Here is a 12,080-nt window from a genome sequence, read left to right as displayed (position 1 = left end):
TGAATAAATAAAATGTGGCTCCCCGCCCTGGTTAGGGAGGGGTGGATCGAGACAAAGTCTCGAGACGGGGTGGGTTGATTCAGGTTATCTTCACATACAACCCCTTCCCCTCTTGCTTACAGCAAGAGTACCTTCCCCTGACCAGGGGAAGGAGCCCGTTCTTGATTTAGTTTTTAATCCATCAATCCTACACAAGAAATCCGCATTTCCAAAACCTCGCGAAAAAGAATGGATATAAAGCTGTACTAAATTCGGGAGATTGCCACGTTCCGCAGAAGCGGAACTCGCAAAGACGAAGTTGTCAGTCTACCTGTCTACCTGTCTACCCGTTTACCTGTCTACCCGTCTACCTGAAAAACGAATCAACGAACTCGAACTTATTGAATACTTGCAGATCTTCGATACCTTCGCCTACTCCGATATATTTGACGGGGATCTTGAATTGGTCAGAGATGCCGATAACGACACCCCCTTTGGCTGTACCGTCAAGTTTAGTCACTGCCAGGGAAGTTACTTCGGTAGCTTTGGTAAATTGTTTGGCCTGTTCGAAGGCGTTCTGACCTGTTGAGCCATCGAGTACGAGTAATACATCATGAGGGGCGTCGCCCACTACTTTCTGCATGACCCGCTTTACCTTGGTAAGCTCATTCATAAGGTTGACCTTATTGTGTAATCGTCCGGCCGTGTCAATGATCACCACGTCGGCCTCCTGCGCCATGGCTGATTTCAGGGTATCAAAGGCCACGGAAGCCGGGTCGCTTCCCATACTTTGTTTAACAATGGGAACATCAACACGGTCTGCCCAGACTTGCAGCTGATCAATGGCGGCAGCTCTGAAGGTATCAGCCGCACCTAATACCACTTTTTTACCTTTCTTTTTAAACTGATAAGCCAGCTTACCGATGGTTGTGGTTTTACCTACTCCGTTTACTCCCACCACCATGAGCACATAAGGTTTCTTATCTGCCGGAACGGTAAAGTCAGTCTCTTCTCCTATATTGGTTTCAGAAAGCAGGGCAGCGATCTCTTCACGCAGGATCTGGTTCAGTTCATCCGTACCGAGATATTTATCTTTTGCGACTCTTTCTTCGATTCGCTCTATCACCTTCAGGGTAGTATTTACCCCAACATCACTGGTAACCAGGACTTCTTCCAGGTTATCGAGTACCTCATCATCTACCTTGGATTTTCCGGCAACCGCTTTTCCCAGTTTATTGAAAAAACTGGATTTGGATTTTTCAAGACCTTTATCAAGGTTCTCTTTGCTTTCTGATGAAAATATCTTCTTAAAAAAACTCATAGGTTTAAAGAGTCAGATCCTGTTTCCTTTACGCCCGGGAAACCAACGGGTCATAGAAAATACTTCCTCGTTTGAGACAGGAAGATCTCTATGTAAATATAAAAAAACAAAAAGCTACTTCCCGAAAGAAAGTAGCTTGTTATACTAAAAGTTGTGAATGCTTACTTCGAGTTTAACCAATCGTTAACCGCTTCAGGAGCCATAACAGCTTCTACGAAGGTATAAGCTCCGGATTTAGGAGATTTTACCATCTTAACGGCTTTGGTTAATCGCTTCGATTTCGATTGTAATGTTGCTACTGTCTTCTTTGCCATGACGCTATGTGTTTATAATTATGGCTATTATTATTTAATCTCCTTGTGAACAGTCATCTTGTTCAGGATAGGGTTGAATTTTTTAATTTCCATTCTATCCGGAGTATTCTTCTTATTCTTTGTAGTGATGTAACGAGAAGTTCCCGGTTTACCGGAAGCTTTGTGCTCAGTACACTCTAAAATAACCTGAATTCTGTTTCCTTTCTTTGCCATCGTACTTTATTTTCTGGATTAATCCTGATTATTTGATAAATCCTTTTGCTTTTGCCTCTTTTAATACAGCAGTAATACCTTTCTTATTGATATCCTTTAGCGCTGATGTAGATACTTTAAGAGTTATCCAACGATCTTCTTCCGGAAGATAAAAACGCTTCTTTACAAGGTTAGCGTTAAATTTACGCTTGGTTTTATTCATTGCGTGAGAAACGTTGTTCCCAACCATCGCCTTCTTTCCTGTAAGTTCACAAACTCTTGACATTATTCTTAACTTTAGTATTATTTCAAAACAGGGTGCAAATTAACGAATTATTTACCGTTTAGCCAAGCTTGATTTCTATTTTTTTAAAATTTCCTTTCGCAACATTTCCAGAGCTTTATTTACTGCCCGGTTTATGACCTTTTCACGGTGGTTCCCAAAATTGAATTTTTCACTGATAACGCCCTTTTCGGAGGCGATGGCAATGAACACTGTTCCCACCTCGGCATCAGATTCTCCTTTTGCAGGGCCGGCATTCCCGGTAGTAGCCACCCCGTAATCGGCTTGCATTTTTTCACGTACCCCCAAAGCCATGGCTTCAGCAACCTCGGCACTCACCACAGAATGCTGCGCTACCGTTTTTTCATCAACCCCCAACATCCGGGTTTTCACCTCAGTGGCATAGCTTACCACCCCGCCTAAAAAATAATTGGACGCTCCCGGCACCATAGTGATGCGTGAAGCTATGGTACCGCCCGTGCAGCTTTCAGCCACGGCCAGGGTTGCCTTTTTCTCCTGTAACAACTTCCCTATATGAACCTCCAGCAGCCCTTCTTCCTCAAAGCCAACGATAATATCTCCCAGAAAGGGGTAGAGTTCCCGAAATCTGGCATCAACCTCCTCCATAAGGTCTTCCTTATGTTCTCCCCGGGCGGTAAGACGAAGCCTGACTTTCCCCAAGTTGGGTAAATAGGCCAGCTTGATATGCGAAGGCAGGGCATCTTCCCAGGCTTCAATTTTTTCAGCTATGGCACTCTCGCCCAGGCCATAGGTGATCATGGTTTTATGCAGAATATATGGGCGGTGGTATTTTTCCTGTATTAAAGGCAGTACCTCATGTTCCATGAGCGCCTTCATCTCGTAGGGAACTCCCGGCAAAGACACAAAGGCCTTGCCGTTCTTCTCCATCCACATTCCCGGGGCGGTTCCAAACCTGTTCTTTAAAACCCTGCAGCCCGAAGGCACCAGCGCCTGCCTGCGGTTCAGATCAGAGATCGGTGTGGTGATATACTTTTCAAACAACCCCTCTACATGCCCCAATACTTCCCGGTTCATGACCAGTTCATCATTGAAGTACTCACATAGGGTATGCTTGGTAATATCATCTTTTGTAGGCCCCAACCCGCCGGTCATGATCACCACATCCACCCGGCTTTCGGCCTCTGCCAAAGCTGTAAGAATATGATCTTTATCGTCTTGTACCGAGGTGATCTGGTACACATGAACCCCAATATTATTTAGGGCTTTGGAAATAAATGCCGAGTTGGAGTCGATGATCTGTCCGATAAGGATCTCATCGCCTATGGTGATGATCTCAGCCTGCATGGTTTATTGGATATAATCTCTGAAATACGGATAGGCTTTGTCCAGCTCCTCCCTCACTTTCGAAGTAAGAGACACTATAGAGGCTATATCCTGGTCGCCCCTGGCATGCCCTTCAATGGTCAGCACAGCTTCCAGGGCTTCATTCATACCCAGAAGGTCTGCATTAGGCTTGATCTTGTGAGCATGCTGATAGATCTTTTCGTAATCCTTCGCTTCTACCGCTTCTTCCAGTTGGTCCATATCGGCCGGGGTTTCTGCGAGAAAAACTTCGATGATGGAAACATTAAAATCCTTATCGCCCCCGGAGAGTTCGTTAAGTTTATCTAGGTTATAGCTCATTTTACTTTATTTTAATATCAAATACTTTCTGATCCTGAATGTACCCTTTTAATCGGTCTTCAGCATTTACTTTAGCAACTCCTTCCGGTGTTCCGGTAAAGATAACATCTCCCTTTTTAAGGGTAAAATAGGTGGAAACATAGGCTATAAGTTCATCGATCTTCCACAGCATATGGCTGGTATTACCCTCCTGGGCCACTTCATCATTTTTCAGCAGTTTAAAATCGAGGGCATTAAGGTCGCCGAAATTTTCTTTCGGGAACCACTTCCCTATAACGGCTGCCCCGTCAAACCCCTTTGCTTTTTCCCAGGGAAGACCTTTGGCTTTCAAAGCCGACTGCAGGTCCCTGGCGGTAAAGTCGATCCCCAGGCTCACCTCATCGTAATATTTATGAGCAAAGCGCTCATTGATGTGCTTGCCCACTTTTTTGATCTTCACCAGGACCTCTACCTCATGGTGCACATCCTCAGAAAAATCAGGGATATAAAAATCCTGTTGTTTTGGAAGCACCGCCGAATCTGGCTTCATAAAAATAACCGGCGAGGTTGGCTTTTCATTAGCCAGCTCTTCAATATGCTTGGTATAATTTCGTCCGATACAAATGATCTTCATATGAACACCGTACTAGTTTAGTTTATTATTCAGTTTACGCAATTTCACAGCCGTAAGAACTTTTTTGGTGTAGAGCGGAAAGTCGGCATTGAGCATCCACCCAAAATACCCCGGCTCTTCTTCCAGTACCTGTTCTACCGGTTTCCCTTTATGCTTCCCGAAAGCAAACACTTCCCTGTCCTCATCGTCAAAGGCTATAAATCCGGCAAAATCAACACTTCGTTTTCTGTTGGTAAATTCCCCGAGAAACTTCATATCGTTTTCCAGCTCTTCATAGCGCTCCAGCTGTGCCTTCAGGATCTCATAGGTGGCATTGGTATCTGCCTCTGCACTATGGGCATCCTCTAATATTTTATCACAATAGAATTTGTAGGCCGCCTCGAGGGTGCGTTTCTCCATCTTATGAAAAATGGTTTGCACATCAACAGTCACCTTATTACCCAGGTCAAAATCAATCCCCGCTCTCAACATTTCTTCTGCCAGCAACGGAATATCAAAACGATCAGAATTATACCCTGCCAGGTCACTATCCTTGATCAGGTTATAAATAGTTTTAGACAACTCCTTAAACGTTGGTTCCCCGGCCACTTTTTCATCGGTAATGCCGTGAATAGCAGAGGATTCAGGAGGGATGGGCATTTCGGGATTCACCAGCCAGGTTCGGCTTTCTTTATTTCCGTTGGGGTAAACTTTCAATATCGAGATCTCCACGATCCTGTCTTTAGCAACTTCTATGCCTGTGGTTTCCAGATCGAAGAAACATATGGGTTTCGTTAAATTCAACTCCATTGAAAAAGGTCTTTTTGCATTTGGCTTCGCACAAATATAACCATTGGGTATTAAAAAACCCCGGAACGAACCGGGGTTTTAAAAGTCTTATTTACAAGGATCAGATCTCTCTGTTCGCATCCCAGCTTTCCAGGTATTCTGAAACTCTTTTTACAAATTGTCCACCCAGAGCACCGTTAACCACCCGATGGTCGTAGCTGTGCGACAGGAACATCTTGTGACGGATACCGATCAGATCTCCTTCGGGAGTTTCGATCACTGCAGGCACCTTTCTGATAGCCCCCAGGGCAAGAATACCCACCTGTGGCTGATTGATGATCGGAGTACCCATAACACTGCCAAAGGTTCCTACATTGGTCACTGTATAGGTTCCTCCCTGGATCTCGTCCGGCTTTAATTTATTTTCTCTGGCCCTGCCGGCAAGGTCATTCACCTTTTTGGCCATACCCACCAGATTCAATTGATCGGCGTTCTTAATGACCGGTACGATCAGGTTGCCATCAGGCAAGGCTGCTGCCATACCCAGGTTAATATTCTTTCTTTTTATGATCCTATCTCCGTCTACCGAAATATTGATCATCGGGAAGTCTTTTATGGCCTTGGCAACAGCTTCCATAAAGATGGGCGTAAAGGTGAGCTTTTCTCCTTCTCTCTCCTGGAAAGATCTCTTGACCTTATTTCTCCAATTAACAATAGCAGTGACATCAACCTCAATAAAACTCTGAACATGAGCTGAAGTCTGAACACTTTCTACCATATGGTGTGCAATAAGTTTCCCCATGCGGCTCATTTCAATGATCTCATCTTCACCATTTACAGAAACAGGGGTTGCGGGTTTTGAGGGTGCAGGACCAGAGGGCGAGGGCGAGGGTGCAGGTTTTGCCGCTGCAGGAGCCTTACCTCTGTTCTCTATATAAGAAAGGATATCGTCTTTGGTAACGCGCCCATCCTTACCACTGCCCTGAATCTTTTCAAGCTCTTCAAGGGAAACATTCTCTTCTTTGGCAATATTCTTAACCAGGGGCGAGTAGAAGCGTTCTGATTCATTGAAATCAGGGGTAGCAAAAGGCTGTACAGTATCTTTTACCGCGGCCATATCTTCTTCAATTGCTGTAGCTGCCTCTTCCTCTTCCGAAGCTGTTTCAGTCGTTACTGTATCTTCTGTTTTAACCTCTTGTCCTCCATCTCCTTCAGTCTCGATAATGGCGATCACTTCGCCTACCTTGATCACATCATCTACATCAAAGAACTTCTCCAGCAATACTCCGTCGACCTCACTGGGAACTTCTGAGTCTACCTTATCTGTAGCCACCTCAACCACAGCCTCATCCATTTCAATAGTATCTCCTACATCTTTCAACCATGTTGTAAGTGTAGCCTCTGCCACACTTTCGCCCATTTGAGGGAGTTTAAGTTCAAATTTTGCCATATTGATAATTAATAGGTGTTTTTTACCGTTCGTTTTGCGAAAATAATTAAAAAAACTAAAATTCGTTATACTTTTTTTAACCCCCTAAAGTGTTAACAACTAAGCATCAACCCTTTAGAGAACTCTCAAAAGGCACCCGGTTCATAATACTTCTCCCAAGGGTCACCTCATCAGCATATTCCAACTCGTCACCCACAGAAATTCCTCTTGCAATAGCAGAGGTCTTAACCTGATAGGGCTCCAGTTGCTTATAGATATAAAAGTTGGTGGTATCTCCTTCCATGGTTGAGCTCAAAGCAAAGATCACCTCCTGTACCTCCCCGGCCTTCACCTTATCCACCAGGCTTCCGATGGTGAGTTCCTGCGGACCTACCCCATCCATAGGAGAGATCTTCCCTCCCAGAACATGATAAAGTCCGGTATACTGTCCGGTGTTTTCAATGGCCATGACGTCGCGAATATCTTCCACCACACAAACGGTTTCCTTATTGCGTTTTGGACTCGCACAGATCTCACAGAGTTCGGTATCAGAAATATTATGACAACTCTTGCAATAACGAACTTCCATCCTCAGATTAAGGATGGCTTGCGCCAGGTCGGCCGATTGTTCTTTGGGCTGTCGCAATAAATGCAGTACCAATCGCAAGGCAGTTCGCTTACCGATACCGGGAAGCTGAGACACCTGATCGACCGCATTTTCCAATAGTTTAGAAGAAAAATCCATCGTTGCGAATTTACGATTTTAAACAACCATTAAACAGGATATAATGAAGTTTTGTATTTTGCCGTACCAAAAACTTAACCTGCATGCAACCCATCTTTATCATTTCCCTGATAGCTGCCTATTTCCTGCTGTTAATTTTTATTTCCTACCTGACAGGTAAAGAAGAAAGCAACGAGAGTTTCTTTAAAGCAAACCGGCAGTCGCCATGGTACGTAGTGGCCTTCGGAATGATAGGAGCTACCCTGAGCGGAGTTACTTTTATCTCTGTACCAGGGTGGGTAGAGGCTTCCAGCTTTAGCTATATGCAGATGGTGTTGGGGTACATCCTGGGTTATTTCATCATTGGAACGGTATTATTACCCCTCTACTACCGACTCAACCTGACCTCCATATACACCTACCTGGAGCATCGCTTCGGTAACGCCAGTTATAAAACGGGAGCCGGGTTGTTTCTGATCTCCCGTATTGTAGGCGCCAGCTTTCGGTTATTCCTGGTAGCCAATGTGCTGCAGGTCATTCTGTTCGACGCCCTTGGTGTGCCGTTCTGGGTAACGGTAACCCTGACCATTATCCTGATATGGCTGTACACCTTTAAAAGCGGTATCAAAACCATTGTATACACCGACACCCTGCAAACCCTGTTTATGCTGGTGGCCGTAGTTGTTGCCGTGGTAAGCGTTTACAATGAACTCAACCTTGCTGAGACCGGACTTATAAACTTTATCAGCAATAGCGATATGTCAAGAATGTTCTTTTTTGACGATGTGAAGAGCGCAGAATATTTCTGGAAGCAATTTTTCTCAGGAGCTTTTATTGCCGTGGTAATGACCGGGCTCGATCAGGATATGATGCAAAAAAACCTGACCTGCCGCAGCCTTAAGGATGCACAAAAGAATATGTTCTGGTTTACCATTGTACTCACCATAGTAAACCTGGTATTCCTGGTTTTAGGACTGCTGCTTACCGAGTACGCTGTCCAATTCGGTATCGATGCCCACAGAGATGACCTTTTTGCCATCCTGGCCTCTGAGCACCTGGGAACCGCTGTGTTCGTATTCTTTCTTATTGGGTTGATCGCTGCTGCCTATAGTAGTGCCGACAGTGCCCTTACCTCATTAACCACCTCCTTTAGTGTGGATATTGTTGACCTGGAGAAAAGATTCCCGAAGGAAGACCAGGTAAAAATTCGCAAAAGAATTCACATTTTATTTTCAGTACTTCTTATCCTGGTGATCATCACCTTTAAGTACGTGATCAAAAATGAAAGTGTCATTGCTAAACTATTCACTTTTGCCGGATATACCTACGGACCATTACTCGGTCTTTACAGTTTTGGTTTGTTCACAAAACTACAGGTAAGAGACCGTTTGGTACCTATTATTTCACTGGCTGCACCAGTTGTGTCATACCTGATCAGTGATTACTGCCTGCGTACTTACGGATTCGATTTCGGATTCTTCATCCTTATCCTCAACGGAGCACTGACCTTTACCGGACTGCTGTTGATCAGCAGAAAAGGAGAAGCCATTCCGGCCTAGTAATTATTAACAGATATCATAACCAGGGTGCAGGCCACCTCCACCTCGATCCCTTTGGATTCAAGAAAGCTGTAGAGCTTCGGATTCTCGGTCCCGGGATTAAAGATCACCCTCTTGGGCTGAAGGCTTGCGATATAGTCGAAATAAGGTTCCTGATTTCGAGGATTCAGATATAAGGTTACCGTATGAATATCCTTAAAGGGCATGGGCTCATCAAAGATGGTAATGCCACAGGCCTGCCCTTTTCTTCTACCTACCGCAACAGTATCGATATTGGCCCCGGTGAGCCGTTTTATAGCGATATAACTGTAGCGATCAGGCCTTGTGGAAGCGCCTAAAACCAATGTTTTCTTCATGTTAAAATCTGTTAAATAACTGAGCTCCTGTAACAAAATCTCAGAGCCCTCGTCAATTAAGTAACCATCCGGAGCAATCCGGGATCATCAATCATCAATCAAAAAACAAATCAATGAGAGCACTTATCATGCTTTGTGTTATTCTGTATAGCACAATCAGTACTGCACAACCATCCTCCCCATCAGACCCCTCAACTCCTGAAGCAAAGATAGGAACTGTAACCGGAAAGGTCATTGACCAGAAATTACAGGAGCCCGTACCCTACGCCACCGTGGCCATAAAATCTGCAACAGACAGCACCACCCTAACCGGGGGCATCACTTCTGAAGACGGAACTTTTGAGATCAATAAGATCGAAGAGGGAGACCTCATCCTGGAAGTTCAGTTCATAGGATATGAAACCTATAGTCAACCCATTAAAATAGAAAGAGGCAACCGAAAAATAGATATGGGCGTTATTACCCTGAAGGAGAATGTTACCGAACTCGAAGGCGTAGACGTAGTAGCAGAGCGCTCTACGGTAGAACAAAAAATAGACCGTAAGGTGATCAATGTAGGTAAAGACTTGACGACCCAAGGGGCCACTGCAGCCGATATCATGAACAATATCCCTTCGGTGAATGTGGATCAGCAATCGGGCGACATCTCCCTTCGCGGGAACAGTAACGTAAGGGTGATGGTAGACGGAAAACTCTCTAATGTACCGGTCTCTCAATTACTGCAGCAAATACCCTCCACTTCTATCAAAAAGATAGAACTCATCACCAATCCTTCAGCAAAATACAACCCGGAAGGAATGAGCGGACTCATCAATATTGTGCTGCATAAAAATGCTAACATTGGCTTCAATGGTAGTGTGAATATGGGATTAGGCTATGAGATCGAAGCCAAATTCAATGGTTCTATAGACATGAACTACCGAAGCGGAAAGTTTAATTTTTACGGGAATTATGGGAACAACATCGGAAAGTATGTTAATTCCGGAGTTATTGAGCGTCTCGACAACCCGGCCTCACCTGTAAACGAGCAGCAATTCCAGAATTTCCTGTTCCTCAACAATAACAAATCATACCTCTACAAACTGGGCTTTGATTTTTACCTGAACGAAAAGAATACTATCTCCTTTTTTACCAATCAAAACTTTTTTGACGGCCTGGGTACCGGCGACACCGACATCACCAATATCGGAGCCCCCGAACTAAACGGCAATCAAATGGCCACCTTTGATGATTATAACCAAACTGAGCAATATAATTTTGTGTATAACCTGGACTTTGAAAAAGAAGGTCACAACCTTGGACTGGAGGCCGACTATAGCTTGTTTTCGAACAGTCAGGACGCCGACTTCGCTTTTACAGGCTTTTCGCAAATTCCCGATTATATGGATTTTGTAGACACCGAAAGAGATCAGACCATCATAAACCTGGATTACGTAAATCCTTTAAGCGAGAAGTCTAAGTTGGAAATGGGACTGGAGGCCAGGCTTTTTGAGACCGATGTAGACTACTCCTCTACCGGGCTTACCTTTGATGCCGGCGGAAACCTGGTACCTACCCCTCAAACCAATTTTATTTACGGGATGGATATCTATTCTGCCTACGCCACCTTCGGACAGAATTTTGAAAAGTGGAGCTACCAGATAGGTGCCCGTGTAGAAGATGTGAGCGTGCTGGCCGAAACCAACGGAGCCGCTTCGTTTACCGATGATTATTTCCAGGTATACCCTTCGGCCTTCGTAAGATATGCCGCCAGCGAAAAGAATCAGTACCAGGTGAGTTTCAGCCGCCGGGTAGACCGTCCGGGACTGCAACAGGTAAACCCTATTCGCGAATGGAGTACCCCACAAATATCTTCATTCGGAAATCAAAACCTGCTACCCCAGTTTACCAACTCTTTTGAGGCTAACTATACCCATCGATGGGAAAAACTGGGAAGCATAAGCTTCGGGGCATTTTACCGGGAGATCATCGATGAGATCAACAGGGCAGTTTTCGTAGACCGAACTGACCTGACCAAACAGATCCTTACCTGGGATAACTTTAACGATACCCAAGCCTTCGGTATTGAAATGAATTCCAACCTGAACCTTGCCAAGTGGTGGAGTGTGAATCTGAGTGCAGAATATTTTGCACAAACCCAGAGAGGACTTACCGAACGTCTGGATCCGGGAATTGAAAACCCTACCGAAGTTGATATTACCACAGACGCCATTTCAGTAGATAATAACATCCTGAACCTTAGAATGAACAACAGTTTTAAGGCCACCAAGAAGCTTTCATTCAACCTTTTCGGATTGTACCGGGGCCGCAACGAAACCCTTCAGATCGAACAACGTCCGCTGTATTTCGTGAATGTAGGCGCCCGACACACCTTTGCAGAAGGCAAGGGAAGTGTGAGCCTGAACTTCAATGACATTTTCAACACGGCGCAATGGGGCTTTGACACCGACCGTCCCTACCTGCAAAGAGGACACTTTAACTGGGAAAGCCGCACCATCTTTATCGGACTCTCATACCAATTCGGCAGCGGTAAGAACAGAGCTCTGCAACGTAAGCAACGTGATGACCGCACCAAGAGTGGTGGAGGCGGTATTCTATAATACTTAATAACTATTCAATATAATAGTTGATGGTTAGTGTTAATTGATAGTTATTAACAGAGATCCCGGACGCAGCAGTACTGTCCGGGATTTTGCTTTTATATGGGGTACGGGGTACGAGTGACGGGGTACGGGTTTCAGTTATACGTCTTTGCGAAGGACCGAGCGTTAAGAAAACAGCCAGAGGCTGTTTTTAGTGAAGGGGCCAGCTGGCGCACTGGCAAAGGCAGGCCGTGGCAATCTCCCAGTTATACCTCCATGCCTTTTTTTAGATTCT

The 12,080-nt window shown here is 44.9% G+C and carries 13 protein-coding genes; 2 read left to right on the top strand and 11 right to left on the bottom strand.

All coding sequences use genetic code 11. From position 1 onward, the window contains the following. Nucleotides 1-346: 346 nt before the first annotated feature. The 10 genes from ftsY to recR all read right to left on the bottom strand — a co-directional run bounded on the left by ftsY (nucleotide 347) and on the right by recR (nucleotide 7,309). Complete coding sequence (ftsY, locus tag E7Z59_RS13930; protein WP_136336972.1) at nucleotides 347-1,300, bottom strand: signal recognition particle-docking protein FtsY; 954 nt, start codon at nucleotides 1,298-1,300, stop codon at nucleotides 347-349. 161 nt (nucleotides 1,301-1,461) lie between these two features. Further along, nucleotides 1,462-1,614 carry a DUF4295 domain-containing protein gene (locus tag E7Z59_RS13925; protein ID WP_136336971.1) on the bottom strand — a complete coding sequence of 51 codons (153 nt, stop codon included), beginning with the start codon at nucleotides 1,612-1,614 and terminating at the stop codon, nucleotides 1,462-1,464. Between the two features lie 30 nt (nucleotides 1,615-1,644). After that, complete coding sequence (gene rpmG / locus E7Z59_RS13920; RefSeq protein WP_136336970.1) at nucleotides 1,645-1,827, bottom strand: 50S ribosomal protein L33; 183 nt, start codon at nucleotides 1,825-1,827, stop codon at nucleotides 1,645-1,647. A 28-nt stretch (nucleotides 1,828-1,855) separates the two neighbouring features. After that, nucleotides 1,856-2,092, bottom strand: a complete 237-nt coding sequence (rpmB, locus tag E7Z59_RS13915; RefSeq protein WP_136336969.1) for a 50S ribosomal protein L28 — start codon at nucleotides 2,090-2,092, stop codon at nucleotides 1,856-1,858. 75 nt (nucleotides 2,093-2,167) lie between these two features. After that, nucleotides 2,168-3,415 (bottom strand): competence/damage-inducible protein A, encoded by a 1,248-nt coding sequence (locus tag E7Z59_RS13910; RefSeq protein ID WP_136336968.1) that lies wholly within the window; start codon nucleotides 3,413-3,415, stop codon nucleotides 2,168-2,170. Nucleotides 3,416-3,418: 3 nt separating this feature from the next. Then, the gene (locus E7Z59_RS13905; protein ID WP_136336967.1) at nucleotides 3,419-3,754 is read right to left on the bottom strand and encodes an Hpt domain-containing protein; all 336 of its coding nucleotides are present in this window, start codon (nucleotides 3,752-3,754) and stop codon (nucleotides 3,419-3,421) included. A gap of 1 nt (nucleotide 3,755) precedes the next feature. Then, nucleotides 3,756-4,367 carry a fumarylacetoacetate hydrolase family protein gene (locus tag E7Z59_RS13900; protein ID WP_136336966.1) on the bottom strand — a complete coding sequence of 204 codons (612 nt, stop codon included), beginning with the start codon at nucleotides 4,365-4,367 and terminating at the stop codon, nucleotides 3,756-3,758. 12 nt (nucleotides 4,368-4,379) lie between these two features. Continuing rightward, nucleotides 4,380-5,156 (bottom strand): 3'-5' exonuclease, encoded by a 777-nt coding sequence (locus E7Z59_RS13895; RefSeq protein WP_136336965.1) that lies wholly within the window; start codon nucleotides 5,154-5,156, stop codon nucleotides 4,380-4,382. Between the two features lie 100 nt (nucleotides 5,157-5,256). Further along, nucleotides 5,257-6,585 (bottom strand): dihydrolipoamide acetyltransferase family protein, encoded by a 1,329-nt coding sequence (locus tag E7Z59_RS13890; RefSeq protein WP_136336964.1) that lies wholly within the window; start codon nucleotides 6,583-6,585, stop codon nucleotides 5,257-5,259. 106 nt (nucleotides 6,586-6,691) lie between these two features. After that, nucleotides 6,692-7,309 carry a recombination mediator RecR gene (recR, locus tag E7Z59_RS13885; RefSeq protein WP_136336963.1) on the bottom strand — a complete coding sequence of 206 codons (618 nt, stop codon included), beginning with the start codon at nucleotides 7,307-7,309 and terminating at the stop codon, nucleotides 6,692-6,694. Nucleotides 7,310-7,392: 83 nt separating this feature from the next. On the opposite strand from recR, the gene E7Z59_RS13880 reads away from it, so the two are divergent. Beyond that, nucleotides 7,393-8,847, top strand: a complete 1,455-nt coding sequence (locus tag E7Z59_RS13880) for a sodium:solute symporter (RefSeq protein ID WP_136336962.1) — start codon at nucleotides 7,393-7,395, stop codon at nucleotides 8,845-8,847. Here E7Z59_RS13880 and E7Z59_RS13875 read toward each other — a convergent pair. Continuing rightward, nucleotides 8,844-9,203 (bottom strand): CoA-binding protein, encoded by a 360-nt coding sequence (locus E7Z59_RS13875; protein ID WP_136336961.1) that lies wholly within the window; start codon nucleotides 9,201-9,203, stop codon nucleotides 8,844-8,846. The two genes, E7Z59_RS13880 and E7Z59_RS13875, sit on opposite strands and share 4 nt — an antisense overlap. A 113-nt stretch (nucleotides 9,204-9,316) precedes the next feature. Here E7Z59_RS13875 and E7Z59_RS13870 point away from each other — a divergent pair, with 113 nt between their 5' ends. Then, nucleotides 9,317-11,803: a TonB-dependent receptor domain-containing protein gene (locus E7Z59_RS13870; protein ID WP_136336960.1), complete on the top strand. Its 2,487-nt coding sequence runs from the start codon at nucleotides 9,317-9,319 to the stop codon at nucleotides 11,801-11,803. Nucleotides 11,804-12,080 lie beyond the last annotated feature (277 nt).

The organism is Robertkochia marina, assembly GCF_004799345.1.
Taxonomy (GTDB): Bacteria; Bacteroidota; Bacteroidia; order Flavobacteriales; family Flavobacteriaceae; genus Robertkochia; species Robertkochia marina.
This window is presented reverse-complemented; position numbering and strand designations above follow the sequence as displayed.

What these genes read in the sequence shown, in the direction of transcription:
- ftsY (WP_136336972.1), bottom strand. Translation starts at nt 1,300, where the DNA reads ATGAGTTTTTTTAAGAAGATATTTTCATCAGAAAGCAAAGAGAACCTT.
- E7Z59_RS13925 (WP_136336971.1), bottom strand. Translation starts at nt 1,614, where the DNA reads ATGGCAAAGAAGACAGTAGCAACATTACAATCGAAATCGAAGCGATTA.
- rpmG (WP_136336970.1), bottom strand. Translation starts at nt 1,827, where the DNA reads ATGGCAAAGAAAGGAAACAGAATTCAGGTTATTTTAGAGTGTACTGAG.
- rpmB (WP_136336969.1), bottom strand. Translation starts at nt 2,092, where the DNA reads ATGTCAAGAGTTTGTGAACTTACAGGAAAGAAGGCGATGGTTGGGAAC.
- E7Z59_RS13910 (WP_136336968.1), bottom strand. Translation starts at nt 3,415, where the DNA reads ATGCAGGCTGAGATCATCACCATAGGCGATGAGATCCTTATCGGACAG.
- E7Z59_RS13905 (WP_136336967.1), bottom strand. Translation starts at nt 3,754, where the DNA reads ATGAGCTATAACCTAGATAAACTTAACGAACTCTCCGGGGGCGATAAG.
- E7Z59_RS13900 (WP_136336966.1), bottom strand. Translation starts at nt 4,367, where the DNA reads ATGAAGATCATTTGTATCGGACGAAATTATACCAAGCATATTGAAGAG.
- E7Z59_RS13895 (WP_136336965.1), bottom strand. Translation starts at nt 5,156, where the DNA reads ATGGAGTTGAATTTAACGAAACCCATATGTTTCTTCGATCTGGAAACC.
- E7Z59_RS13890 (WP_136336964.1), bottom strand. Translation starts at nt 6,585, where the DNA reads ATGGCAAAATTTGAACTTAAACTCCCTCAAATGGGCGAAAGTGTGGCA.
- recR (WP_136336963.1), bottom strand. Translation starts at nt 7,309, where the DNA reads ATGGATTTTTCTTCTAAACTATTGGAAAATGCGGTCGATCAGGTGTCT.
- E7Z59_RS13880 (WP_136336962.1), top strand. Translation starts at nt 7,393, where the DNA reads ATGCAACCCATCTTTATCATTTCCCTGATAGCTGCCTATTTCCTGCTG.
- E7Z59_RS13875 (WP_136336961.1), bottom strand. Translation starts at nt 9,203, where the DNA reads ATGAAGAAAACATTGGTTTTAGGCGCTTCCACAAGGCCTGATCGCTAC.
- E7Z59_RS13870 (WP_136336960.1), top strand. Translation starts at nt 9,317, where the DNA reads ATGAGAGCACTTATCATGCTTTGTGTTATTCTGTATAGCACAATCAGT.